13 protein-coding genes are annotated in these 26,690 nt (G+C 66.8%); 9 read left to right on the forward strand and 4 right to left on the reverse strand.

What is annotated here, in order from left to right; translation table 11 throughout:
• Positions 1–39: 39 nt before the first annotated feature.
• Positions 40–1,283 (reverse strand): IS3 family transposase gene (locus J4709_RS11020; RefSeq protein ID WP_208239789.1). Its coding sequence is split into 2 segments (ribosomal slippage): positions 40–1,001 and positions 1,001–1,283, totalling 1,245 coding nucleotides; the frame shifts between segments, so codons are not numbered across the junction.
• Positions 1,284–1,382: 99 nt separating this feature from the next.
• On the opposite strand from J4709_RS11020, the gene J4709_RS11025 reads away from it, so the two are divergent.
• The 7 genes from J4709_RS11025 to J4709_RS11055 all read left to right on the forward strand — a co-directional run bounded on the left by J4709_RS11025 (position 1,383) and on the right by J4709_RS11055 (position 17,414).
• A complete protein-coding gene (locus tag J4709_RS11025; RefSeq protein ID WP_208239791.1) occupies positions 1,383–1,784 on the forward strand; it encodes a hypothetical protein in 402 nt (133 codons plus the stop codon).
• The gene (locus J4709_RS11030; RefSeq protein ID WP_232383285.1) at positions 1,756–2,634 is read left to right on the forward strand and encodes a DNA methyltransferase; all 879 of its coding nucleotides are present in this window, start codon (positions 1,756–1,758) and stop codon (positions 2,632–2,634) included. The genes J4709_RS11025 and J4709_RS11030 overlap by 29 nt, the downstream gene beginning before the upstream one ends.
• A gap of 481 nt (positions 2,635–3,115) precedes the next feature.
• On the forward strand, positions 3,116–3,421 hold the full coding sequence (locus J4709_RS53120; RefSeq protein ID WP_232383286.1) for a DNA-binding protein: 306 nt from the start codon (positions 3,116–3,118) through the stop codon (positions 3,419–3,421).
• The gene (locus tag J4709_RS11040) at positions 3,422–5,113 is read left to right on the forward strand and encodes a tyrosine-type recombinase/integrase (protein WP_208239793.1); all 1,692 of its coding nucleotides are present in this window, start codon (positions 3,422–3,424) and stop codon (positions 5,111–5,113) included.
• A gap of 1,159 nt (positions 5,114–6,272) precedes the next feature.
• Positions 6,273–9,800 (forward strand): LamG-like jellyroll fold domain-containing protein, encoded by a 3,528-nt coding sequence (locus J4709_RS54625; protein ID WP_208239795.1) that lies wholly within the window; start codon positions 6,273–6,275, stop codon positions 9,798–9,800.
• Between the two features lie 138 nt (positions 9,801–9,938).
• Entirely contained in the window at positions 9,939–16,952 is a 7,014-nt protein-coding gene (locus tag J4709_RS55495) for a polymorphic toxin-type HINT domain-containing protein (RefSeq protein WP_208239797.1), read from the forward strand.
• 15 nt (positions 16,953–16,967) lie between these two features.
• Positions 16,968–17,414 (forward strand): hypothetical protein, encoded by a 447-nt coding sequence (locus J4709_RS11055; protein ID WP_208239799.1) that lies wholly within the window; start codon positions 16,968–16,970, stop codon positions 17,412–17,414.
• 439 nt (positions 17,415–17,853) lie between these two features.
• Here J4709_RS11055 and J4709_RS11060 read toward each other — a convergent pair whose 3' ends face one another.
• A complete protein-coding gene (locus J4709_RS11060; RefSeq protein WP_208239801.1) occupies positions 17,854–18,975 on the reverse strand; it encodes a helix-turn-helix domain-containing protein in 1,122 nt (373 codons plus the stop codon).
• Positions 18,965–19,669, reverse strand: coding sequence for a hypothetical protein (locus J4709_RS11065; protein ID WP_208239803.1), 705 nt, complete (start codon positions 19,667–19,669; stop codon positions 18,965–18,967). Before J4709_RS11065 ends, J4709_RS11060 begins: the two co-directional genes overlap by 11 nt.
• A gap of 1,027 nt (positions 19,670–20,696) precedes the next feature.
• On the opposite strand from J4709_RS11065, the gene J4709_RS11070 reads away from it, so the two are divergent.
• Positions 20,697–21,677: a hypothetical protein gene (locus J4709_RS11070; RefSeq protein WP_208239805.1), complete on the forward strand. Its 981-nt coding sequence runs from the start codon at positions 20,697–20,699 to the stop codon at positions 21,675–21,677.
• Between the two features lie 1,129 nt (positions 21,678–22,806).
• Here J4709_RS11070 and J4709_RS54635 read toward each other — a convergent pair.
• Positions 22,807–22,932 (reverse strand): hypothetical protein, encoded by a 126-nt coding sequence (locus J4709_RS54635; RefSeq protein WP_269757141.1) that lies wholly within the window; start codon positions 22,930–22,932, stop codon positions 22,807–22,809.
• A gap of 242 nt (positions 22,933–23,174) precedes the next feature.
• On the opposite strand from J4709_RS54635, the gene J4709_RS11075 reads away from it, so the two are divergent.
• Positions 23,175–26,063: a tetratricopeptide repeat protein gene (locus J4709_RS11075; RefSeq protein WP_208239807.1), complete on the forward strand. Its 2,889-nt coding sequence runs from the start codon at positions 23,175–23,177 to the stop codon at positions 26,061–26,063.
• Positions 26,064–26,690: the final 627 nt, after the last annotated feature.

Genomic DNA, 26,690 nt, shown 5'->3' on the forward strand with positions numbered 1-26,690 from the left:
CACCGGTCAGCATGAAGCGCCCCGGTTTCGATGGAGGCTCTAGGTTGTGGCTGTGACCTGCAGCTCTGTGTGGTTTTGGGAGTAGTGGAGCGCCTCGTATTCGTCGGGTGGGATATGGCCGATCTCACCGTGGAGCCTGGTGGTGTTGTACCAGTCGACCCACTCGGCGGTGGCCAGCTCGACACCGGTCAGGTTCTTCCACGGCCCACGAGGTTTGATCAGCTCGGTTTTGTAGAGCCCGATCGCCGACTCCATCAACGCGTTGTCCAGCGCGTCGCCGACGGTGCCGATGGAGGCGTCGATCCCGGTGTCGACCAGATGCGTGGTGAACCGGAAAGAGGTGTATTGCGACCCGGCGTCGCTGTGATGGACCAGGCCGGGCCCAACGGGTCGTCCGGCTCGATCGCGTCGCCACAGCGCCATGTCGAGGGCGTCCAGCACCAGGCGGGTCCGCTTGCTGGTCGCCGCGGCCCAGCCGACGACGGCGCGGGAGAAGATGTCGACCACGAACGCGACGTAGACGACGCCGGCCCACGTGGTCACGTGGGTGAAGTCGGCGACCCAGCGACGGTTCGGGCTGGGGGCGGCGAAGTCGCGGCGCAGCAGATCGGCGGCCCGCTGGTGCCCGTCATCGCGGACGGTGGTGCGGACCTTGCGGCCGCGGCGGGCACCGTGCAGGCCCAGCTCGCGCATCAACCGTTCGACCGTGCAGCGCGCCACGGCATGGCCCTCGCGCTGAAGCCGCCGCCAGACCTTGCGAGCGCCGTACACCCGGTAGTCGTCGGTGTAGATGCGGGTGATCTCGGTCTTGAGCCATGCGTCACGCTCGGCTCGGGCAGAGGCCGGGCGGGACTTGGCGGCGTAGTAGGTGGACGGTGCGATCTTGGTGCCGTGCTCGGACAGCACCCGGCAGATCGGCTCGACCCCGAACACCTTCTTGAATGCGTCGATGAACGCAGTCAGTACCTGTGCGGCCGGTCGAGCTCGGCCGCGAAGAAACCCGCCGCCGCCTTCAGGATCTCGTTCGCCCGACGCAGCTCGGCGTTCTCCCGCTTGAGCCGCTTGAGCTCCACAGAATCCTCGGTCGTGGTCCCCAGCCGGGCGCCGGCGTCGACCTGGTCCTGACGCACCCAACTGCGCACCGTCTCGGCATGCTTGACACCCAGTTTGGTCGCGACCGCCTTCATCGCCGACCACTCGCTGGGATAGTCCGGACGGACCTCGGCGACCATCCGGACCGCCCGCCTGCGCAGCTCAGGCGGATAGGGGGACTGACGTGCCATGACTCGATCCTCTCAGGGAAACGAGCCTCCAACCGACCCGGGGCGCTTCAGAGGCGAGTTCCGGGAACGGGTTGCCCGGCGTGCCGGGCGGACCTGTGGATGCTCTCCAGCGAACAACTCGGCCTGTTCCTGGCCGCGGCGTGGCGGGTGCTGGCTCCCGGCGGCGTCCTAGCGGTCACCACCACCGCCCGCCAGCAGGCCGGGCGGCTGATCGATCCCGCGCCGCGCATCATCCGGCACGCCCAAGCCCTGGGATGCCGGTACGCCCAGCACGTCATCGCGTTGCGCGTCCCGATCGAAGGCGACGCCTTGGTCGTGCAGGCCGGGCCCACCGACCTCGCCCAACTCCGCGACACCCGCTCCAGCGCCCTGCCGCCGACCGTTGGGGTCCACGCCACCGTGTCGCTGTTCACCAAACCCCAAGAATCCGCGAGTCCGCCTGGCCCCGGCAGCCCGTCCGGGGGAGGGCTCGATGAACCACGAAGCCCTCTCCCGCCGTGAGTTTCTGACCTCGGTGCTGGTGACCGGGCAGCGCCCGTCCCGGCTGCAGCGCCACGGCCGCTACACGCCCGAGTCGATGCGCCACCCCGGCAAGATGCTGCCCGCCATCGCCTCCACCGTCATCGACGCCTTCACCCGGCCCGGTGACCTGGTCGTCGACCCGATGTGCGGGATCGGCACCACTCTGGTCGAAGCGATCCACCTCGGTCGCGACGCCGCCGGCATGGAGTACGAACCCGACTTCGTCCACCTCACCGTGAACAACCTGCGCCACGCCCACACCCAAGGGGCGACCGGCACACCGCAGGTCGCCTGCGGCGACGCCCGCAACATCGCCACCATCTACCGGAACCTCCACGGCAAGGCGGCGCTGGTACTCACCTCACCGCCGTACGGGTCCCACACCCACGGGCATATCCGTTCGAGCCGCGACAACGGCGGCGGCAAAGTCCTCAAACGCCACCATCGCTACTCCACCGACCGCGGCAACCTCGCCCACCAACCCCTGCATGGCCTGTTGGACGGGTTCGGGCACATCCTAGCCGGCAGTGCCGCGCTGCTGCGGCCGGGAGGAGTCATCGCCGTCACCGTCCGCCCGATCCGCGTCAAAGGTGAACTGCTTGATCTGCCGGGTCTGGTCATCGACACCGCCCAGCGGCACGGCCTGGCACTGGCCGGCCGGTATGCCGCGCTGCTGGCCGGTCTCCGCGACGGCGCCCTGGTCAACCGCGCCTCGTTCTTCCAGATGCTGGAAACCCGCCGGGCCCGCGAACGCGGCATCCCCGCCTGCGCCTCAGCACACGAAGACCTCCTGGTCTTCCAGAACCTCAGGACGGAGGCCAACCGATGAACGGGCGCGGGCCAAAGCAGAGCACCGGACGCAGCCGGGTTTGGGGAATGCTGCTCATCCTGCAGTGCGGCATGTGCGGTCGTTGCGGCCGGGCGCGCTACGCCAGCCGCCGTGGCGCCCGGCACGCCGCCCGGGTTGCCGCACCCGGTGCCCGGCTGCGCGCCTACCGGTGCGGCGACGCCTGGCATCTGACCTCACTGGCGGGCGCACCACAGGTCATCACGCCGCCGGTCACGAGCGTGCAGGCCCCCAGCCAGCCCCGGCCACCGAAGCCCGGGCGGCGGGGGCTTGACCGGCGACGCGGAGACGAGCGTGCATACCGGCGCTCCGGATTCCACCGGCGCGGGGGTCCGCAGGATGCGCCGCGCCGATCCCGCCGGGGCGCCACCGATCCGCTGGAGGACACCCGTGACCGCATCACCCCTGGCCCCGTGGGGCGGCAGGCACGCCGCGCCGCGGCATGGGCCGCTGGGGGCGGGCGGTGAAAGGGCTAGCCGAAGCGGAGATCCGTTCGCTGCCCGCCACGATCGATCTGGTCACCGCGGGGCGGGTGTTCGGGGTCGGACGCACCAAGGCCTACCAGCTCGCCCGCACCGGCGACTTCCCCTGCCGGGTCCTGCGGGTCGGCCGCAACTACCGGGTGGCCACCGCCGACCTGATCACCGCCCTCGGCCTCAACCAGGGCCTCAACTCCGATCTCAAACCGGGCTCTGTTCGCGGCCGCGAGTGCGCATGTGTGGACCGGTCGGGGCCGGGCGGGCAGCCCGCACCACAGGAGAACGTCTGAATGGTCGCTCAAGGAAGCACGCTCAAGAGCTGCGGATGCCGCGGGCAAGACGGCAAGCTGCTCGGCAAGAACTGCCCGAAGCTGCGGCGCGGCGACGGCCGCTGGAGCAGCACCCACGGCACCTGGCGCTACCAGCTGGAACTCCCGCCCACCGCCGCCGGGACGCGGCGGGCGCCGCTGCGGCGCGGCGGGTTCTCCTCCCAGGACCAGGCCGCTGACGAACTACGGCAAGCACGAGAACTGCTGGCCATCGCCGGGAACGACGAGACCGCCCGCGTCCAGATCGCCGACCTGATCGTCGCCACGGTCCGAGCAGTCAAGGAGCTGCCCGATCCCGAGGAGGTGCGCCGCAAGATCCGCACCGGCCAAGAGCTGGACCGGTCGGTGACTGTCGGCGAGTACCTCGACGCATGGCTGGCCGGACGCAAAGCGCTCCGCGACGGCACCCGCCGCTCCTACACCGACCACATCCGCCTCTACCTCAAACCGCACCTGGGCCACATCCCACTGGAACGGCTCCGGGTCCGCGACATCGACCGGCTCTTCGACGCCATCGACGAACGCAACCAGCTGATCGCCCGCGCCCGCGAAACCGTCGACCTCCACCTGCGCGCCAAGGTCAAAGGCCAGCGCGTAGTCAGCTCGGCCACCAAACAACGCATCCGCGCGACCCTGCGATCGGCCCTCAGCAAAGCGGTCCGCGAACGCCTCATCGACATCAACATCGCCGCCCTGGTCGAACTCCCGTCCGGAAAAGCACCCAAAGCCCTGGTGTGGACCGATGAACGCATCACCCAATGGCGCGCCGACTTCGAAACCCACACCGCCACCACCAACGCCCGCCGCCGACGCCAAGCCCGGCTCGAACCACACAAGCGGATCGGGACCAACGTCAGCCGCCTCACCGCCTACATCAGCACCCCACGCCCGTCACCGGTCATGGTGTGGACACCCGCCCTCACCCGCCGGTTCCTCGAACGCGCCCGCGGACACCGGCTCTACGCCCAGTTCCACCTCATCGCGTTCCGCGGGCTGCGGCGCGGCGAATCCTGCGGGCTGCGCTGGGCCGACCTCGACCTGGACAACGGCACCATGACCATCCGGTGGCAGATCACCCAGAACGGCACCCAGACCTTCGAAGGCAAACCCAAAACCGACGCCGGAGAGGCCACCATCAACCTCGACACCACCACCGTCCAAGAACTCCGCGCCCACAAGGCACGCCAGAACACCGAACGCCTCACCGCCGGCGACACCTGGACACAGACCGGGTACGTCTTCACCACCCCCACCGGCACCCCGGTCGAGCCCAACGACGTCTCCGACCAGTTCGAACAGCTCTCGATGGAGGCCGGGCTGCCGCCGATACGCCTGCACGATCTACGGCACGGCGCCGCAACGTTCCTGCTCGCCGCCGGATACGACATGAAAGTCGTCCAACAGACCCTGCGACTGTCGTCCCTGACGATCGCCGCCGACATCTACACCAGCGTCCTCCCTCAGCTCGCCCGCCAATCAGCCGAAGACGCCGCCGCCATCGTCCTCGGCAACCAACGCCGACGCCCCACGCGGCCGCACCCGAAGCCTGGCCGGCCGACACAGGCGCGGGGAATTGCTCGTGGCGGCTCGGAAGAGGACCAGCATGGTGACCGCGGTGGCACGGCTGTGGGCAGCGGCGAAGCCACCGGATAGCAGCGGCTCCTGAGACTGCTCCAGCACGGCGACCTGCCTTGCACGGGCATCTCTGGCGAAACGCTCAGCCGAGATGCCCGTGCAAGGCGGACTCGCAGGCTGCTCGGCGGGTGTGCTCACGTTGAGAAGCGCGAGCGGCGCGCACGCACCGCCCATACCGGCGTCCGACTTCCTCGCCGCGTGCTTGTGGATGCGGTACGGCCTGCCGCTTTACCACGGCCGGTACTGTGCCAGAGGCGCGTGGGAAGCACTCTGCTCAGGTCTCACCTTGGCATGGATGACCGAAGCTTCCGGGGCATCCTGCGTGGACCGGCGCCGCGCATCGGCCGGGTTCCGGTTGGATCGTCCTGTCGCTGCTACGGCTGTCGCTGCTCGTGCCAACGGCACCGGCGGGGCTTGCCGCAGATTTACGGGGCTGCGCTGCCTTGGCATTCAACGCGAGGCGTGACGGAGCCCGATCTTTGGGCCAAGGCCCGACCTGGAACTCGGCCACCGGACCCACGATCGTGACGGGGCCGAGCAACGCAAGGGTTACCGGCCGTCGGTGGCGGTCCCGGCGATGACTGACCTCGGGTCCGGTCCGCCAGGGCTATCGGCTCCGGCGGGACACGTGAACCTCGCAGAGGAGTCCGACCATCAAGCATTCATCGATAGCTACCAAGAGCGATTGAGTCATCACAATCAGGCATGATGCCGGGTGTGACGGCCTTGGTTGCAAGTGGGCGGCCAAGCCTGTGCGGACGGCGATCTGTCCACTCAACTCGGCGTCGTCGGGACCTGAGGGCGCCAACCGCGATGATTGCACTAAGTAGTCAATCGGTGTGCATTTCCGTCACTCTCCCCCAAGTCTCCCAGGTGGAATGCGACTGAATGTCGCAAATATCCGATTTCGAATCGAAGTAGGACGCTTGGGTGGTGACGCAGGGCTACAGGCAAAAGTAGTGATCTAGATCACAAAATGAAGATCACTTGGCATCTTTACGAAGGTTAACTAACCGTTTACCTTGAGGGAGCTTTATCCGGCCTTTATGTCCTTGGGGTCTTTGTGCGCCTTCGTGTCTTTGGTGCTGCGCGTCGCCGTGCGTCCAGTTTCAGGTTGCTGGTGTTGCGGCGTTCGGCGTGGCGGACGGGTGCGCCGGCCGTTGTGCTGGCGGTGCTGATGGTCGCCGCGCTGCTGCAGGTCCCGATGGTGGTGTCGGCGCCGGTGGCGCGGGCGGACGATGCGGCGCCGGAGTCTGCGGCGACCGAGGAGCAGGCGGCCAAGGCCGCTCGTGAGTCGGGTCAGCCGGTTGAGGTGCTGGCCGAGCGGGGTGAGACCCGGACGGTTCGGGCGTTGCCGAACGGGCGGATGGAGGTCGAGGAGCACATCCAGCCGATCCGGGCCCGCAAGGACGGTAAGTGGGCTGACATCGACACCACTTTGCGTCGCTCCGGTGAGGTGATCGTGCCTGGAGCGACCGCGGTCGGGCTGAGGTTCTCCGGGGGCGGTAGTGGCCCGATGGTGCAGATGGCCCGGGCGGGCCACAAGCTGGCGTTGACGTGGCCGCAGGCGCTGCCGGAGCCGACCCTTGACGGTGACACCGCCACCTACGCCGGTGTGCTCGGTGATGGGGTGGATCTGCAGTTGCGTGCGCAGGCGGATGGGTTCGCGCACATGCTGGTGGTGAAGTCTCCTGAGGCCGCCAAGGACCCGCGGCTGGCGCAACTGGCGCTGGCGTTGTCGGCGCCGGGACTGTCGGTGACGCAGGAGCAGGCGAGCGGGGTGCTGACCGCCAAGACGGCCGCGGGCATGGGGGTGTTCGACGCGCCGTCGCCGATGATGTGGGATTCCACGAAGGCTGCCGCCCCCAGCCAGGGGTCGCCGACGGCGACGACGCCGCAGGTGCGGACGATGGACACCAGCGAAGGGCCGGCCGAGGGCGCCAGGAGCGCCCCGGTCAAGGTCGCGGTTGCCGATGGCAAGCTCACCCTGGCTCCCGACCAGAATCTGCTGACGGCGACCGACACCACGTTCCCGGTGTACATCGACCCGGTGTGGGGGGCGAAGAAGGCTTCCGACTGGGGGATGGTGTCGTCGGGGTACCCGGATCAGAGCTACCACCAGTTCAACGGCAAGTCGACCGAGGGCGTCGGGCGCTGCGAGGTCGCCAAGGACGGAAACTGCGTCAAGAACCAGACCAAGCGGCTGTTCTACAAGGTGAAGCTACCGTCGCTGAAGGGCCGCTACGTCCAGTCGGTGGAGTTCACCGCCTTTGAGACCGGCGCCTATGACTGCAAGAACTCCACCTCGATCCAGCTGTGGCGGACCCTGCAGTTGAAGTCGTATGCCACCTGGAACAACACGGTCGGGGGATGGAATGACGGCGGTGCCTGGGGTGAGCATCTGGCCTCACGTGATGTGGCGTTCTGCTCGAGGGCGCCGGTGGAGTTCGGTGGGTCTTTGCTGCAGCAGCATGTGCAGTCGGCGCTCAACAAGGGCTATGGCGACATCACGTTCGGGTTGAAGGCCTACAGCGAATCGACGATGGACTGGTGGAAGCGGTTCTCCGACGACGCCTACCTGTCGATCCAGTACAACAACCCGCCGGCCACTCCCAACTACAAGACGATGAGCACCAATCCCGGCGGGGGCTGCGGGCCGGGCAACGACCCGGTCGTCATCAACAAGGTCCCGACTTTGAAGGGCTACTTCTTCGACCCCGATGACGAGGACGCTCTCAAGGTCGAGCCGGAGTTCGCCTCTTACTGGGACACCGGTGACGGCAAGGGCTTCGTGCAGCGATGGACCTCCGGGCTGATCGAGCCGGCGAAGAAGACCGGCTCGCCTCGGGAGGTCAAGATGCCGGACACGATCCCGCAGAAGACCCTCATCGGCTGGCATGCGCGGGCGTGGGACGGGGAGCAGTACGGGCCGTGGTCCTCCACCGGTTCGGCACCGGCGTGCTACTTCATCTACGACCCGGCCAAACCGGCGCCGACCATCACCTCCACCGACTACCCCGATGACGATCAGTGGCACGGCGGGGTCGGGCAGTTGGGGTCGTTCACCATCAGCGACCCTGAGAAGGCCGCCGACCGGTACGAGGTCCGGCTCAACCAGACGCTGATCATGACGGTGCCCACCACCGCCGGTGCCGCGCAGACGGTATCGATCGCCCCGAACCAGTACGGCCCCAACTCGGTGACGGTGATGGCGCTCGCCGCGTCCTCGCAGAACTCCGCCGACGCGAGCATCACCTTCCTGGCCAACCAGGGCACCGCGCCCAAGGCGCATTTCAAACTCGATGAGGACGCAGGCTCCACAGCCGCGACGGCGCAGACCCGGGAGGGAGACCCGGCGGTCACCGCGACTGTGCACGGGGGCGCGAGCTTCGGAGCCGAAGGCCAGATCGGCAAGGGCCTGACCTTGAACGACGACGCCGGAGCCGCCTACGCGGCGACCGATGCGCCACTGCTGGACACCAGCAAGGGCTTCACGGTGTCGGCGTGGGTTCGCCTGACCAAGGGCGGCATCACCCATACCGTGCTCAGCCAGGACGGGACGTCCAAGAGCGGCTTCTACCTGAAAACCGGCGGCCCGCTCAACAAGTGGGTGATGTCGATGGTGAAGTCCGACTCCGCGGAGACTGGCGCCTACCAGGCCGTGTCGACGCAGGACGTGGAACTGAACACATGGACCCATCTGGTGGGCATGTACGACCAGACCACCAAGAAACTGCAGATCTGGGTGAACGGGCAGCCAGGTACCCCAAGCCCGGAGGTGCCGGCGGCCTGGAACGCCACCGGCGGTTTCCAGATCGGGCACAGCAAGTGGCTCGGCAACCCGGCTGACCAGTGGCCGGGGATGATCGATGAAGTCCGCGCCTACGACCGGATCGTCTCCACTCAGGAGATCACCGACCTGTACCAGCAGGCCCCGGTCCTGAAGGCCCGCTGGAAGCTCAACGCGGCCACCGGCGATCTCACCCCCGGCGAGACCCGCGGCGCCGGGGCGGTACCGCCGCTGACGCTGCACAACAAGGCGGCCATCGTCGCCGGCGCCGGCTTCAAGGACCCGTTCGCCTCGCCGGCGGGCCTGCAACTGGACGGGTTGGCCGCATTCGCCGATGCCCCCAAGAACGCCCCGGACAGCGACCAGGCGTTCCTGTCCACCGATGAGAGCTTCACCCTGACCGGGTGGGTGCAGAACCTCGCCTCCCGGCCGCAGAAGGCCGCCACGCTGTTCTCGCTCCCGGGCGGGAAGACGAACGCGTTCGCGCTGCGGTACGTCCCCGACGCCAAGGAACCAGCCGACCTCGGCGTCTGGCAGCTGGAGATGAACAACGCCGACCTGCCGGCCACCGATGCGACCAAGCCCCAGAAGCTGACCAGCAACTTCACCTACACCGCGGACGACTGGGACCACATCGCGATCGTCTACGACGCGACGAACCGCACGATGAGCCTGTACGTCAACGGATCTGCGGCCAACGGCCCGGACGGCGACTCGGCCGCAGGAGACGTGCACACCTTCAAGGGCACCGGCGCTCTGCAGATCGGCCGGAACGCCCTGGGAGGCAGCGGCGCGGGCTCGGAGTTCTGGCCCGCCGCCCTGGACGACCTCTGGCTGTACCGCGGCGTCCTGACACCCACGCAGATCGCCCGACTCGGTCCAGACGTCGAAATCGACACCGACAACGGGCCCTAAACCCGCACACCATACGCGGCGCACACCTCAGCAAGGTGTGCGACCGCCCCGGACCTCTGCTCATCGACGGCGACGAATGGTGATCGCGCCCCGCGCTCGGCGGGGCCGGTGCAGGCGCGTGCGCGCGGGAGGAAAGACGTGATTACAGGCCGCAAGACCCTGGTGCTGGCTCGCCCGCGGGCGGCACGCGCCGTCGCCGCGGTCATGACCGTCGCGGTCGCCGCCGGGTTGCTCTCACCTCCTCCGCCCGTGCTGGCCGCTCCGTCGTCGCAGCGTCCGCCCGCCCTGGAGCATGAGGACCCGGTCAAGGGCCATGACCTCAAGGTCCGGCCACGCAAGAACTCGACGGTGAAACCGGGCCCGGCCGCCGAAACCGCCTGGCCCAAAGCCGGCACCAGCGAGGTATCCCTGCCCGCGGGATCCAAGCCCGGGGTGCGAGCCGGCGCACTGCCGGTACGAATCCTTCCCGTCGCCAAGACCACCGCCCGAAGCCCGATACAGGCTGCCGGGAAGGTGCGGGTCTCGATCCTGGACCAGGCCGCGGCCCGCAAGACGGGCCTGGACGGGGTGGCGTTCACCGTCGCCCGCACCGACCAGCCGAAAGCGGGCCAGCCACAATCCGGCCAGGTCGGCGTCGAACTGGACTACTCGCAGTTCGCGCAGGCGTTCGGCGGCGCGTACGGGTCCCGGCTGCGGCTCTTCCAGGTTCCCGCATGTGCGCTCAGCACACCCGACAAGCCCGAGTGCCGCCTGGCGGCACCGGTCAAGACCGTCAACGACGGCACCAAGCAGACCCTTACCGCCGAAGTGACCGCCGCCCCCGCGACGTCTCAGGCCGGTGCTGCGAACCCGTCCGCCGGTCCGGCCGCTGCGGCAGCGCAGTCCGTGGGGACCGTGCTGGTGGCGGCGGCCGGCTCCTCGGGTTCGCAGGGGGATTACAAAGCGACGTCGCTGGAGGCGTCGGCGACCTGGCAGGCCGGCGGGAACGGGGGCGACTTCACCTGGTCCTACCCGATGCGCGTCCCGCCGGTTCCCGGCGGCCTCACGCCCGAGGTGGCCGTCAGCTACTCATCGGGGAGCGTCGACGGCAAGACTGCCAACGCCAACGGGCAGCCGTCCTGGGTCGGTGAGGGCTTCGATCTGTGGCCGGGCTACATCGAGCGACGCTACAAGTCATGTGAGGACGACGGCGCACCCAAGGACGAGTGGGGCAACTCCCCTGGTGACCAGTGCTGGGGGTATGACAACGCGACCGTCACCTGGAACGGCAAGGGCGGCGAGCTGATCAAAGCCGGTGACGGCACCTGGCGGATGAAGAACGACGACGGCACCAAGTTCGAAAGGCTCACCAGCTCCGACACCGCCAACGGCGACAACGACGGGGAGTACTGGAAGGTCACCACGACCAACGGCACCCAGTACTTCTTCGGCCTCAACCGCGTCCCCGGCTGGACCTCGGGCAAGCCCGAAACCGACTCCACCTGGACCTCGCCGGTGTTCGGCGACGACGCCGATGAACCGTGCCACAAGTCGGCGTTCGCCGACTCGTGGTGCCAGCAGGCCTACCGGTGGAACCTGGACTACGTCGTCGACCCGGCCGGCAATGCCATCGTCTACAACTACGCCAAAGAGACCAACTACTACGGCCGCAACCTCAAAGCGGCCGACGAGACCCCCTACATCCGCGGCGGGTACCTGAAGACGATCTCCTACGGGCTCCGCAAGGACGGCCTGTTCGCCAAGGCGCCCGCGCAGGTCAGCTTCGACACCTCCGAGCGCTGCATCCCGAACGCGGACTTCAACTGCGACCCGGCCAAGATCGGCGACAAGCCGGACGCCTGGTGGGACGTCCCCTGGGACCTGCACTGCGACTCCGGCCAGGACTGCAAGGACACCCACGGCACCCTGTCGCCGACGTTCTGGTCCCGTAAACGTCTCACGAGCGTGACCACCCAGGTCCTCAAACCGGACGGGACGGGGTACCGGCCGGTGGACTCCTGGACGCTCACCCATAAGTGGGGAGAGGCCGACATTGAACGTGACCTGCTGCTGACCAGCATCCAGCACACCGGCCACGCCGCCGACGGGTCGTTCATCACGCTGCCGGAGGTCACCTTCGCCAACGTGCAACTGCCCAACCGGGTGGACAAGACCGGCGACGACATCCTGAAATACATCCGCTACCGGGTCGGTGCGATCGACGACGAGTCCGGCGGGCAGATCGACATCAGCTACTCCGACCCCGACACCGACTGCTCGCTGTCGGACCTGCCGACACCGGAGACCAACACCAGCCGCTGCCAGCCGGTCATCTGGCAACCACCCGGCCGGACGGACCCGATCACCGACTGGTTCCACAAATACGTGGTGACCAGCGTGATGAAGTCCGACCGCACCGGCGGGTCACCGGACATGGTCACCAAATACGACTACCAGGGCGGCGCGGCCTGGCACTTCGACACCGATGACGGGCTGACCAAGGAAAAGAACAAGACCTGGTCGCAGTGGCGCGGCTACGGCCACGTCAGCACCTTCACCGGCCCCTACAACAACCCCGCCACCCAGACCGACACCTACTACCTGCGCGGGATGGACGGCGACCGCAAGAACAAGGACGGCGGCGAAAAGTCGGTCACCGTCTCCGACGGCGAAGGTGGCACCCACACCGACGCCGAGGCGTTCGCCGGGTTCACCCTGAAGACCGTCAGCTACGACAAGCCCGGCGGCGCGGTCTACTCCAAGACCGTCAACACCCCCTGGAAGGCGCAGACCGCGTCGCGGACCCGATCGTGGGGCACCACCACCGCCAACGCCACCGCCCTCGACTCCACCCAGACCTGGACGGCCAAGGACGGCGGCGGCTGGACCCAGACCAAGACCGACAACACCTACACCGCCTCGGGCCCCGGCGTCGGCCGCATCACCACCGTTGACGACCTCGGCGATGTCGCGACCGCCAGCGACGACAAATGCACCCGCACCAGCTACGCCGACAACACCGGCGCCTGGATGCTGAACTACCCCTCCCGCGTCGAAACCGTCGCCGTCAACTGCGCGACCACACCCGACCGCTCCAAGCAACTGGTCGCCGACACCCGCACCTACTACGACAACGGCGGCTTCGGCGACGGACCCACCACCGGCGACGTCACCAAGATCGACACGGTCGCGTCCCACAACGGCACCACCGCCACCTACGTGACCCAGTCCCAGACCCGCTACGACACCTACGGGCGCCCGACCCAGGCCACCGATGCCGCCGGCCACGTCGCCACCACCACCTACACCGACACTCAGGGCCTGACCACCCAGGTCACCACCACCGGCCCACCCGCCAAACCCGGCGACGCCTCCACGTCGCTGACCACCACCCAGCAGATCGACCCCGCATGGGGGCTCCCGGTCACCGAGCTGGACGTCTCCAACGGCAACCTGCGCACCGACCTGACCTACGATCCGCTCGGGCGGCTGCTGAAGGTGTGGCTGCCCGACCGGCCCAAGGCCACCGCCGTACCCACCTACGAATACTCCTACCGGGTCACCGACGGAAAGATCGTCGCGGTCACCACCCAAACCCTCGACGCCGCGGGCCATCAGAAACTCGCCCAGATCGAACTGCTCGACGGGCTCCTGCGCACCCGGCAGACCCAGACCCCGGGCCCTGGCGGCCGGCTGGTCTCCGACATCTTCTACGACGACCGCGGCCAGGTCGCCACCACCTACGCCACCTACGCCGCTACAGGTGCCCCCGAAGCCACCCTGTTCGGCGTCGACGTCCCCGGCAAGATCGAAACCCAGTCCCACACCCAATACGACGGGCTGGGCCGCAAGACCGTCGAAAGCGTGAGCACCGAGAACGGGGACCAGCCCGACAGCGAACTGTTCCGCACCACCTACGCCTACGGCGGCGCCAACCGCACCTCCGTCACCCCGCTCAGCGGCGGCACCCCCACCGCGCAGATCACCGACGCCCGCGGCCAGATCATCGAGAAGCGGCAGTACAAGGCCTCCACCCCCACCGGCGACTACGACGCCACCAAGTACACCTACACCCCCGCCGGCGAGATCGCCTCGGTCACCGACCCGTCAGGGAACACCTTCACCACCACCTACGACCTGCGCGGCCGCAAGACCCACACCACCGACCCCGACAAGGGCGCCACCAGCTACACCTACAACGACCTGAACCAGGTCACCTCCACCACCGACGCCCGCGGCAAGAAGATCTTCATCGACTACGACGGGCAAGGCCGCAAGACCGCCACCCACGACGGAGCGGCCGACGGCCCGATCCTGGCCTCCTGGACCTACGACACCGGCACCCGCGGCAAGGGCAAACTCGCCTCGGCCACCCGCCACACCACCGACGGCAACTACGTCACCAGCCTCCCCAAATACGACACCCTCGGCCGCCCCCAAGGCACCCTCCTCACCATCCCCGACTCTCAAGGACCCCTCAAGGGCAAATACGCCTTTACCACCGACTACAACGCCGACGGAACCGTCAAGAGCCAAGGCATGCCCGCAGCCGGAGGGCTCCCCAGCGAGGGCATCCTCTACACCTACGACGCCTGGCAGCGCCCCACCGGAGTGACCGGCAACGCCACCTACATCAACACCGCCCAGTACACCGCCACCGGAAAACTCACCGTCCTGGAATACGGATCCGACCCCGCCAAACAAGCCTGGCAGAGATTCGGCTACGAGCACGGCACCCAACGCCTGAACAACGTCCGCACCAACCGCGCAGGCAGTAGCGGCGCCGATCACAACGCCACCTACCACTTCACCGACGCCGGCACCATCACCTCCATCAGCGACACCACACCAGACGGCGTCGACAACCAATGCTTCACCTACGACCACCTGCAACGCCTTACCCAAGCCTGGACCCAAGGCAGCAGCGACTCCTGCGCGAGCGCCCCGGCCGCATCGATGATCGGCGGACCCGCACCGTACTGGCAGACCTTCACCTACGACGCCGCCGGCAACCGCAAGACCGAGACCCTGCACGGCGTCGGCGGCAAGACCGACACCACCCGCACCTACACCTACGCCGACCCCGGCCACGGCAACCGCCTCAACACGGTCGTCCAGACCGGCGGCGAAGGCGACCGCACCGACACCTACCAATACGACGCCACCGGCAACACCACCACCCGCGCCATCGGCTACAGCCCCACCAACCCCGGCCAAACCCTGGACTGGGACACCGAAGGTGAACTCACCAAGGTCACCGAGAACGGCACCACCACCAGCTACATCCACGACGCCGACGGCAAAACTCTCATCCGCAAGGACGCCACCGGATCAACCCTGTACCTGCCCGACGGCACCGAGCTGCGCGCCCTGACCGGCGCCGCCACCGCCACCGGCACCCGTTACTACAGCTTCGCCGGCCAGACCGTCGCGATGCGGACCTCCGACGGCACCGTCACCTACCTCACCGCCGATGCTCAGGGCACCGCCCAGGTCGCCATCAACGCAGCCACCCTGCAAACGACCGTTCGCCGCTTCGACCCCTTCGGTAACGTTCGCGGCCTCGACGACGACGCCACCTGGCCTAACGACAAGGGCTTCGTCGGCGGCACCCAAGAACCCATCGGCCTCACCACCCTCGGCGCCCGCCAATACGATCCGCAAACCGGCCGCTTCATCTCCGTCGACCCCCTCATGGACCAGGCCGACCCCCAGCAGATGAACGGCTACACCTACGCCAACAACAGCCCCGTCACCAACGCCGACCCCGACGGCAACATGTGCCGCAGACTCCCCGACGGAATGGAATGCTGGAACGGCGACGGCGGTGACCGCCGCCCCAACAACGGAGGCGGCTACGACGTCCACCGCCCCGGCCACCCCGTCAGACACTCGGGCGACACCAACGAACCGATGGCACCGCGCTACCCTGCCCGGTTCCCCCGAGAAGACCTCGGGACCACCAAGCAGAAGCGCACCATCTATCGCCAGATCCTCCAAGACATGTTGCGGTACGCGCACGACAAACCAGAAACAGCGCGAGAGACACTGCAAGCCCAACTGGCTTTCTGCTCCGAATTCGAAGATGACTCCCTATGCCACGTAAATAAGGGTCTGTCGCTCCACGACGAACTAGACATCCTAGGAGCGGCAGGCGTCGACCAGGCCGACGCCGTCAATGCCTTGTACTACCTCGCCGAAGGAAACTGGAAGAACGCACTCCTTTCCGGAATTGCCATCGTCCCCTGGCTCGGTACGCTAGCCACCAGCAAGCGAATCGCGAAGGCAGCCAAAGCAGGAGCAAAAATTGGCTGCAATAGCTTCGTTCCTGGCACGCCTGTCCTCTTGGCGGACGGTACGAGCAAACCCATCGAAGACATCAAGGTCGGCGACAAGGTCCTGGCCACCGACCCCGAAACAGGGAAGACCACAGCTGAGCCAGTCCTGGCCACCATCACCGGACACGGAGACAAGAACCTCGTACAGATCACCATCGACACAGGTGCGCCACAGCCCTCCTGGACAAGCAAGAAGCAACCCAAAGACAGCGGCTCCCTAATCCGCACCAACACCGGGCAGAATCGGGGCGTGGTCGTCGCCACTGACCACCACCCCTTCTGGGTCGCTGGCGACATCAACAAGTGGATCGACGCCACCGACCTCAAGCCTGGCATGTGGCTCCGAACCAGCGCTGGCACCTACGCCCAGGTCACGGCCACCAAACACTGGACCGCCCACCACCAACGGGCCCACAACCTCACCATCGCCAAGCTGCACACGTACTATGTAGAAGCGCGCAACACGCCGGTCCTGGTCCACAACAGCGGACGGTGTGATCACATTGCACTCGGCCTAAGTGAGAAGGTTCCGGGTTTCAGCCAGCAAGTCGGTGCGAGGCATCTGATGGGATCAGAAAGTTGGATGACGGAATTGCAAACTGCTGCATATTTTGAACCTAATACCAGGTTCAGTGTCAGCCTCGACGGTGCCGAAGGTCTCGATACGGCCATCGAGCGAGGAGAGCTATACGCGGACGGCAATTTCAGAATTCGCAAAGGCGGTCGAGAGCCCAGTCCATTCGATTGGGAAATGTATACCTTGCGTGAGAGTGGGGCGATGGCTAGAACTACCTTCTACAAGAATGGAAAAGTCGTTCCCAACCCATTCAGTTAACGAAAGGCTATCTCGATGCGACGAATTCCGCCTCGACCAACGGTGGATAATTGGGAGCTGCCGCTGGTTCTTGATAGGCAATTCTATGTCGACTCGCTCGTGAGTACTCACAAGCAACTGCTGCTGAAGAGCCCAATGGGCGATGAATATGGAGATCGTGTAGACGTCCTGTTTAAGGGGGTGCGCGCAGTTAAGCTCGCATTTGACCTGCCGACGCTTAAGGTGCGCCTCCCGACAGACCGCGAACTTGCCGGGGTCATCGCTGAATGCGGCGAAGAAACCATTGGGGGTGGGCGGCCGGCAATGCAGGCATATGTCATCTCAGGGGGTCGCGCAGACGGATATGTGGTGGCGGTAACGGCATTCTTGGTTAAGAATCAAGAGCACGGCGCCAATACTAGCCAACTGCTATGGGACGTTTACAGAACTCCTCCTCCATCAACGATATACCGGCTGGTGTGAGGCCCTAAAGAGGGCTCTCTAATGTGAGGGCGAGAGCGGATGATCAGGGCCGGTCGGGACGAGTGGGTGCCGGTGTTCACCGGCCTGTCGGTGTGGCAGTTCCGCCGCCTGGTGCGGATCGCTGCAGGTCGGAGCGGTGAGCAGACCGGCACCGGACCGGGGATGGCCTGCGGCCGTTCGCCGAACTCAGCGACGGCGTGCTCAGTCCAGGACACAGGAAGCACGGTGAGGCCAACATGGCGGCCAAGGTTGAGGTCCCACTGGCTGATCGTCTTTCGGGTGATCGCCATGTCCTCGATGGGTACGTCCCCGGGTGCCGAGATGAGTAAGTGGAGCGCCAGGGTGGGATAGGCCATTGAGTCAGGATCCCTCTGGTTGTCGATGATGAGCGCCGAGGCCGGGGCAGTGCCCGTCGGTCGCTGCGCTGTAGGGAGAGAGGTCAGTCGCTGCCGATGAGACGCAGCACTGGGCGCTCGTCGGCCTCGCCCAGCAGGTTGCGCACCTGCGCGGCGCTGATCTTCAGGGCCTCGGCGAGCACGGGCACCGGCGCGCCATGGTCGCCAGCGAGCTCCGCGGCTTTCCTCAGCAGCGTCGGCATCTCGCCCGGGTAGGCGCTGGTCGGGTCCGCCTTGGCGTCGTAGACCGTCAACAGACGCTGGTAGGCCCGGCGCGCCGAGGACTCGGTGGTGCGACCGCGCTCGACCATTCGGCGGACCAGGGACGTTGGTGAGACGCCCCACGTGCGGCCGAGCCGGTCCAGTGCCGCCAGGTCGAGCCGCTGCGGGAGGGCTGCGTCCATGGACGCAGCAGGGGTGAGGAAAGCCGCGGCGAACTCGTCGGCCTCCTTCTCGATAGCCGCGCTGTGCTCGCCGGAGTCGGCGTGCAGCAGCACGTGCCCGATCTCGTGCGCGATCGAGAACCGGTGCTTGAACACGTTCTCGGTCCGCCGCGGCGTCGTGATGATGATCGGACGGTCGACGATGATGACGGAGAAGGCATCGACGGCGTCGATCTCGCCGAGAGGACGCACTGCCAACACGATGCCGTGGGACTCGGCTGTGGTGGCAAGGTGTTTGACCGGGCCGTCGGGCAGGTCCCAGTGCCGGCGCAGGAGGGCAGCGGCCTCGGCGGGTGAGCTGCCGGGGCGGATCTCTGGGAGGTCGGTCTCGGGGAGCCTGACGTGTCGCTCGAGTGCGAACGTCAGCTCCCACACCAGCGTCGCCGTGGCCAGCGCCTTCTGACGATCACTCACGCGGGCCGACCGCAGGCTCCGGAAGTGCGCGTTCAGGGTGTCGATGCGCGCCAGCGGCCGTCCGACGCTGAAGAAGCCCGGCTGGACGTCCAGCGCCTTTGCCAAGCGCTCGAGTACGTCGGGGCGGGGCGAATTGATGCCAGCCTCGTACTGGCCGATCGCGGCAGCGGACACGCCCACTTCGGTGGCCAAGTCGGATTTGGTCACCGAGCGGCGGACGCGGGCCTGCGTCAGCCTCGCCGGCTCGAAGCGGCCGTGCCTCTGCCCGGAGCCGGAGATGTCGAACAGGCCCGGGGTGTCATCGCGCATCCGGATCCGTGCCCTCCTGCTTCCGCGGCTCGATGGCGGGCGGAACCGGGGTGCCGCTGTCGAACGACTCGCCGTCCGAGCTCGTGTCGGCCGTGACAAGTTCCGGCTCCCAGATGGCCTCGTGCCCGGTCAGCTTGACCTTGCCCTCGTCGTCAAGATCGGCGACCGCCCACTCGATCGACTGCAACTGCCGCGGCGAGGAGTGGACCATGACGAGCACGACGGGCATCGAATCGCCGACCGCCCTCACCAGGCGCTCGACCGTCACCTTCTCGGCCTCGCCCGAGGCCTCGTCGTCCGGCTCGGGCTCGTTCCCAAAACCCGGCTCGAACAGCATCGGGTCGGGTGGCCGGGCAGAAAAGCCGTTCTTCCGTGTGGGGCTCGACGCGAACCGGCTCACCGCGTCGGGAGTGCCCGGCACCCGCCAGACGTAGATCAGACTGTCGTTGACGACGGGGAGTTCATAACCCGCCGGTGCCAGCTTGTGCGACTGGTAACCCCGGTCGGCCAGGGCCTCCAGTGCGTCGTCGAGGAGATCGCGCCACTGGCTGCCGAATCCCATCGAGTAGCGCGATCCCTTGGCCAAGTGCGCCTCGGCCTCCCGGCCGTGTCTGGACCGGATGACCTCGACGAGCAGGTCGCGGACACCGGGAGCATGGGAGCCGAGAGCTTCGGCGGGCGAGAGTGAAACCATCGTGGACCTCCTGAATCCGCGTCCGGAGCCGCAGATTCGGCCAGGACGGCGACTTTAGTATGGCACACGTTTCGCGCAAAGATGCTTCAGCTTCGTGTTGCACCGTGTCGTTAACAGGCCTGCTTCAGCCGCCCGCAGCGACCACGACAGGTGGGATCCTTGTCGAACCCCTCAAAGCGTGGAGACGGTGTTATGCCACTTCGGCCCTGTGCTGGGCCGTGGATGCGCTCCGCGCTTCTGCCGCCCGACGCTCGAACGTGATCGGGGCGAGCCCGTCGTTGGCGCGGTCTGTTGGCGTTGTAGAAGTCGGTGATCTAGGTCGCGACCTAGATGCGCGCCTCGGCCCGAGGGGCGAAGTGCCGCCGGTGGACAGACGGTGCTCACCAGGGCGCGGATGCCGAGGATGAACGCGGTGATGCCAGCGGGTCGTGTAGACCACCGAGTTGCACGGCGGGGTCGGTGTCGCCGAGGTGGGCGGTCGGTGTCATCTGGGTCCCGGTACTCGAACTCGGCCTGATCGAGGCGGATGGTGGGCGCGCCCAAGCCGCTGAGTGCCCGGGTTCTCGGCCAGCGTATCCGCATGCACTCGTGGGAGGACGTGGCGCCGGTTTCCAGATCCCAGGTGCTCATGGTGAACGCCGGAGGCGGGGAACTGGCAAACACGTGCTGGCTGTGACGTTCCCCGTAGCCAATCCGGCCCAAGCGGACAGCGCTGCGTCGTCCAAGTGCGAGGAGACAATGATCGCCGAAAGGCTCGCGGAGCTAATTTAGGTCCTCCCCCTTGTGGTTCGGTCTGGACGATGGCGCGCTCGGGCCGTGCTCGACCCTGCACTCCACTCGGACCGGATTCGATGAAGCGCTTGTGTCACCGAGGTCCCTGTGTCAAGCTACTAATCGCCAAGGCATCCGCGGAAGCACCCGGATCACCAGCGAATCCCTTCAGATCACCGACAAACTCATATCGGGTTACCCCCGGCTGACATCCGTTCGAGGTGTCAGTTGTAGCCCTTACGTGCAAGGAGAAGCCATGACCTCCTCCGTCACCGCTGCGAACATCTGTGCATTCGTCCCGCAGCATAACCCCAGCAAGAGCAGGGTGTTTGCGCTTGTAAGGGAAAAGGAGCGCCACAGCGGCTTCGCTGGACTCGAGGCTGTCGCCACCATCAGCGAAGCTGCTCGCGCCGATGCTCTCTCCGCCGCTTTAAACCAGTACATGTACGACAGGGACGAGGCGCTCGGCTTCCGAGTTCGCCTCCGTGCTGTGCTTGCCGACGAGCCCGAGAGCGTGAACGCAGCAATCCAGCAGGTCCTTGACCGAGTCAAGGCTTCCGAACCTGTGAACGCGGACAGTCCGGTAAGGGGTATCAGTCCATTCGGGTCATTCCCCATCAGTGCATGCCCTGCCGATGGCTGTCCCGCCTGCGGCGATTGTGTTGACTCCTGTAGGGAGTGCAGGGCCTGCGATGAGTACGCTGACTGCGACTGCAGCGTTCCCATGCCTCCCAGAACTGCCTCGCTGATCCATGCGGCAGCTGAAATCTACTGCGACGAGGTTCACGATCGGGCAGATGAGATCTCATCCGGTGCCCCGCTTCGACCGCACGGCGAGCTCTGGCCTATCCCTCATGTCGCGTCTTGGCAGAGCCGAAAATTCTATCGGCGCTTCGCGCGCGCATTCGAAGACATCGCTCGTGACATCGAAGGCGGAGACCTTCCCGAACCGCATACCATGGCAGAGGAGATCGCCCTGCATCTCGCACTCGATCGAGCGGCCGAGATGGTCGCCGAGGAGGGCGACGAGTTCGAACTCTTCGCGGGTGGTATGCCGGAGTCTCGCTTCGACTTCGACTTCGATATGCTTCACGATTCCTTGTTTGAGGACAAGGACTATGAATACGCCTACCTTGCAGGCCGAACCACTGTCGCGAAACCCGGTGATCTCGACGAGTGGTTCGAGGACTTTAGGTCCTCTGCGCCTAGATCGAAGTACAGAGGATTCCATCGCTGATGGCCTCCTCAAAGAAGGAGGCGTCACTCCCCAATGAATAGCTCTGTCTTGTAAAGATTCGGCGGATGATCTGATGATTGACCCTGAACTAAATGGCGCCTGGTGCGGGCTCGGATCTTGTCCGGGGTGCGCTGATCGGGCAGTTGGCTGGGGTGGCGAGGTGAGGGCTGCTGGATTGCTCGCTGGGTATGCAGGGAGCAGCGCATGCAGGACTGCGGATTCGCGTCCGCGGTTGCCCGCTCTGGCCGGCTCGGCTGCCGGTTGCTGCGAGCGATGCGCCCGATCTTGTGGGGCCTGGCGGTCCCGCTTCTCGGGCATGGGCGGGATGGTTGGAGGCCCGGAACGAGCCGCCGAGCCAACATCGAGCCAACGAGGGAACGAAGCGGGGCATCCCAGGCGGGAGGCATACCAGGACAATCTCGCGTTTGCCCTGGTCAGGGGTGGTGGGTCGCGTGGGACTCGAACCCACAACCTACGGATTAAAAGTCCGAAACTGCTGTATCGGAGCGGCCTGCTCGGTGTCGGCTGGTGTCGATCCGTCCGCATCGAGCCCGATTCGCGTGCCGCACGGTGCCGCCGCGTGCCGATCCGGTTCGGAACCGCCGAGCCGACAACGAGCCGACGGGGCCCATTGCCGGCTCCTGCCTGTTCGCTGTCGATCGTGCCACGCGCACAAGACGCCGGCCTCCGCCGCTGTGTGACACCCGCGCGCGGTGGCGTAGGTCACACCAAGGGCTGTCACGGGAAGCGAGTCGCCAGCTTCTCTTGGTCGAACCGCTACGGCAAGGAGCATGTGATGACCGCTCGCTCCAACCTGTTCGGCAACCTGACCGCGACCGCGGTCAGGGCCGCGGGGCACTTCGGCGCGGCGAGCAGACGATCCTGCCGACCCCGGCCACAGCCTTGTTGATCTTGGCTGCAGGCCGCGATCAAGGCCACCGATCCAACAAGTTGGATACCTCTCTGCTCACCGCCGCTTGACAGAGAGAGGTGCCGAAAACCGTACGGTCCCGACCAGTCTCCCCAAGGGAGCTGCACCTGTGTAAGACGAGCGAGGTGCCGTCGCGGTCGAAGTAGAAGTCAACGGTCGCCCACGCTTGGTGAGGTGGGCCACTCGTGCGGTCCAAGGTTAGTGGTGGGTGATCCACCAGGTGGCCAGACTGATGACGGCGGCGCCGGCGGCGGTGGCACTGCCGCGCACGAACGCGGTCAGCGCAACGCGGCCGAGCCGGGTACGAAGAGACGGGGCGGTCATGGGCGATCTCCTTCTCGGGGTGGTTCCGAGCCCTCTGAGTGGGCCGGGACAGCGACTCGATTGCACCTGTTCGATGGGTTTTCTGGCGTGAACCCGTCTGGTGTAGGACCGTGGTGACCTGGCCTCGGCGGGTTTTCTGTAGGGCTGGCGATCAGATCTGATCGCCTCCGTCTACAGCCGCACGACCGCCAGCAACCAGGACCCAGGCGTCACTTGGGGGAGCTCATGATGAGGAAGGCGCGGTGACGGAATCGGTGAGCGCGATCGAGGCCTTCGCCCAGCGGCTGCAAGAGCTGCATCAAGCGGCGGGGGCGCCGACCGGGAAGGCCATGGAGAACCGGGCGAATCGGCGCCAGCCGACGGTGCCGTTCAACCAAAGCTCTTTCAGTGAGTGGCGACGTGGCAAGCGGACCCCAGGCAGCCTGGACACCGTGCACTGGCTGGTGGAGGAGTACCTGCGACCGTTGGCTAAGGAGAAGAGCCCCGACACTGTCATCCCGCCGCCGGATTGGTGGCGCGACACCTGGACCAAGGCGCGCGCCGAAGCCAACGCTGGCGGCCGCCCGCCTACATCGCACCCGCCCGCACCGGCATGGCAGTCGCCGCCGCTGGTTCAGGTGGGACCGATCCCGCCCGAGGCTGACTGCTTTCAGCACCGGGCTATCGCTGACCGGCTGGAGCAGCAGGCCACAGCCGTCGGGACGGGAGTGGTGTGCCAGGTGTTGGCCGGCACGGGCGGGATAGGCAAGACCCAGCTGGCTGCCGCCTACGCCCGCAGCGCCCGCCAGCGCGGCGTGCAGGTGCTGGTGTGGGTCACCGCCTCCACCCGCGCTGGAGTTGTGGACGCTTACGCCAACGCCGCCGTCCGTTTGAAGCTGGCTGACCGCGACGACTCCGATTATGCCGCCCGGGTGTTTCTGGACTGGGCCGCCACCACCGACCAACGCTGGCTGCTGGTGCTGGACGACGTCCAGGCCCACGGCGACCTGCGCGGACTGTGGCCGCCGGCCTCCCCTGCAGGCACCACCATGGTGACCACTCGCCGCCGCGACCTGTCCCCGCCCGGACTGCACCCCGAAGTCGTGGAGGTCGGCCTGTTCACCGGCCAGGAGGCCGATGCCTACCTACAACACCGACTCGGCGGTCTGGCCGCCGACCCTGTTCAGCGGGCCGCGTTGATCAGCGAGTTGGGACATCTTCCCTTGGCTCTGGCCCAGGCCGCGGCCTACATGCTCCAGCAGGACTTGGACTGCGGCCACTACCGCCAACTGTTGCTCGGCAAGCTGCTGGCCGACACCGTCCCTGAACCCGACGACCTGGCTGAGGATCAGCGGATCGTTTCGGCGGTGTGGGACATCTCCGTTGACCGCGCCGATCAGGATCGCCCACGGGGGCTGGCGCGACCCCTGATGCAACTGGCCAGCGTCCTGGACCCCAACGGCATTCCCACAGCGGTGTTCACAAGCAGCACCGTCCGTGACTACCTCGCCTCCCACCTACCAGACCCGAATGACCTCACCGAGCAGACCATCGACCAAGGGCTGCGGTTGCTACACCGCTACAACCTGATCGAATACAACCGCGCCGCCGCCCATCACCAGGTTCGCGTCCACCAACTCATCCAGCGCGCCACCCGCGAGAACCTCCACTCCAAGCCCGACGACGGCCCAATCCACTTGGCCCAGATCAGCCAAACCGCCGCCGACGCCCTGCTGGATGCTTGGCCACAGATCGAGCGCGACGACCGCGGTCAGGTCCTGCGTGCCAACACCAGCGCCCTGCAGCGAGCCGCCGGCAGCGCTTTGTGCACCACCGATACCGGCGCCCACTTCGTGCTGTTTCGCGCCGCCAGCAGCTTGGGTGAAACCGGGCAGCCCATCGCGGCTAGCACCGCCTACACCAACCTGCACGCCATCTGCCGGCAAGAACTGGGACCCGACCATCTTCATACCCTGGGCGCCCGCGGCCACTTGGCCTCGTGGCGGGGCGAGGCCGGGGACGCCGCCGGAGCCGCCACCGCGTTCGAAGACCTCCTGGCCGATCGAATGCGGGTACTGGGCCCCGATCACCCCGCCACCCTGAGCGCCCGCACAAACCTGGCCTTCTGGCGAGGCGAGGCCGGGGACGTGAACGAAGCCGTCACCGCATTTCAGCGACTACTGGTCGAGTTCCTGCGCGTGCTGGGTCCCGACCATCCTCACACCTTGAGCGCTCGCAGCAACCTGGCCATGTTCCAGGGCAAGGCCGGTGACAGCGCCGGAGCCGCCGCGGCATTCGAGGAACACTTGACCGAACTCCTGCGCGTGTTGGGTCCCGACCACCCCCAAACCCTGACTGCCCGCAACAACCTGGCCGCATGTTTGGGCGAGGCCGGGGACGCTGCCGCCGCCGCGGCCGCGTTCGAAGAGGTCTTGGTCGAGTTCCTGCGCGTGTTGGGTCCCGACCATCCTCACACCTTGACCGCCCGCGGCAACCTGGCTGCCTGGCGGGGCAAGGCCGGGGACACCGCCGGAGCCGCCACCGCGGCCGAAGAACTCCTGGCCGATCAACTGCGGGTACTGGGCCCCGACCACCCCCAAACGTTGGCCACTCGCAACAACCTGGCCTTCTGGCGAGAGCAGGTCGGAGACGCCGCCGCGTTCGAAGAAGTCTTGGTGGAGTCTTTGCGCGTGTTGGGCCCCGACCATCCCCACACCTTGACCCTGCGCGGCAACCTGGCCGTGCGGCGAGGCGAGGCCGGGGACGCCGCCGGAGCCGCCACCGCACTCGAAGAACTCCTGACTGATCAGTTGCGGGTACTGGGTCCCGATCACCCCGCCACCCTGATGACCCGCGGCAATCTTGCCTTCTGGCGAGGTGAGGCCGGGGATGCTGCCGGAGCCGCCACCATATTCGAGGAGCTCTTGGTCGAGTTTCTGCGCGTGTTGGGTCCCGACCATCCCCACACCTTGACCCTGCGCGGCAACCTGGCCACGTGTTTGGGCAAGGCCGGGGACACTGCTGCCGCCGCGGCCGCGTTCGAAGAACTACTGGCCGAGTCCCTGCGCGTGCTAGGCCCCGACCACTCCCACACCCTAGCCACTCGCGACCACATGACTTATTGGAAGAAAGCGGCGAAGGGTGCGTCATGAACGGCGGATCCGATGATCAAAGAGATGCTGGTGGACCGTGCTGCCCTCCGGCGCCGAGCTGGACGAGCGGTGGCGCGCCACTGTGATCCCTTTCGGCCAGGTTGCCGCGGACTACTGCTGACCGATCTCCCGGTGAGCTTCCCCCCGGTTCCAGTGCCAAGTGCTGGGCTTTTCGCGCGCGCTCGTCACCGTTCGCTTCGAGGATGCCGACGTGCTCTACGACTCAGCGACGTCGAGGAGGTCTTGGTAACACCTTCCTACGTGGGTGCTCTGAGCACACGCCCGCTTGACGTCCTTGTCGGACCCAAGCTCGGTGAGGACCGTCCCGGCGATATCCGGGGCGTCCTGGATGATCGAGGCGATGAGCGGGGCTGTGCTTGCCGAAAAGTACGTCCGCACAGGTGAGAGCCCTAATGTCCGGCGGGTGGCGTCGCAGGTTGGGAACCGGCGCGGGACATGCCACGACGCTGCCATCGCCCGGGATGATGGCGGTTGTGCTGTTGCGACTGGCCTACTTGACCGTGGCGAACGCGTCCGCGGTGCTGTGTCCGCTTCGATGACCGACCGGGAGAAGGACGCCGGGATCTTGGTGCTGCGGCATCAGATCACGGTGATGGAGCGCCAATT

It is taken from the genome of Actinomadura violacea (assembly GCF_017573465.1).
Lineage (GTDB): Bacteria > Actinomycetota > Actinomycetes > Streptosporangiales > Streptosporangiaceae > Spirillospora > Spirillospora violacea.

Bases quoted from the DNA above. Each gene is read 5' to 3' on its own strand.
- J4709_RS54625 (WP_208239795.1), top strand. From the start codon at position 6,273: ATGGTCGCCGCGCTGCTGCAGGTCCCGATGGTGGTGTCGGCGCCGGTG.
- J4709_RS11025 (WP_208239791.1), top strand. From the start codon at position 1,383: ATGCTCTCCAGCGAACAACTCGGCCTGTTCCTGGCCGCGGCGTGGCGG.
- J4709_RS11030 (WP_232383285.1), top strand. From the start codon at position 1,756: ATGAACCACGAAGCCCTCTCCCGCCGTGAGTTTCTGACCTCGGTGCTG.
- J4709_RS54635 (WP_269757141.1), bottom strand. From the start codon at position 22,932: ATGACCGCCCCGTCTCTTCGTACCCGGCTCGGCCGCGTTGCGCTGACC.
- J4709_RS11060 (WP_208239801.1), bottom strand. From the start codon at position 18,975: ATGCGCGATGACACCCCGGGCCTGTTCGACATCTCCGGCTCCGGGCAG.
- J4709_RS11040 (WP_208239793.1), top strand. From the start codon at position 3,422: ATGGTCGCTCAAGGAAGCACGCTCAAGAGCTGCGGATGCCGCGGGCAA.
- J4709_RS11070 (WP_208239805.1), top strand. From the start codon at position 20,697: ATGACCTCCTCCGTCACCGCTGCGAACATCTGTGCATTCGTCCCGCAG.
- J4709_RS11065 (WP_208239803.1), bottom strand. From the start codon at position 19,669: ATGGTTTCACTCTCGCCCGCCGAAGCTCTCGGCTCCCATGCTCCCGGT.
- J4709_RS11055 (WP_208239799.1), top strand. From the start codon at position 16,968: ATGCGACGAATTCCGCCTCGACCAACGGTGGATAATTGGGAGCTGCCG.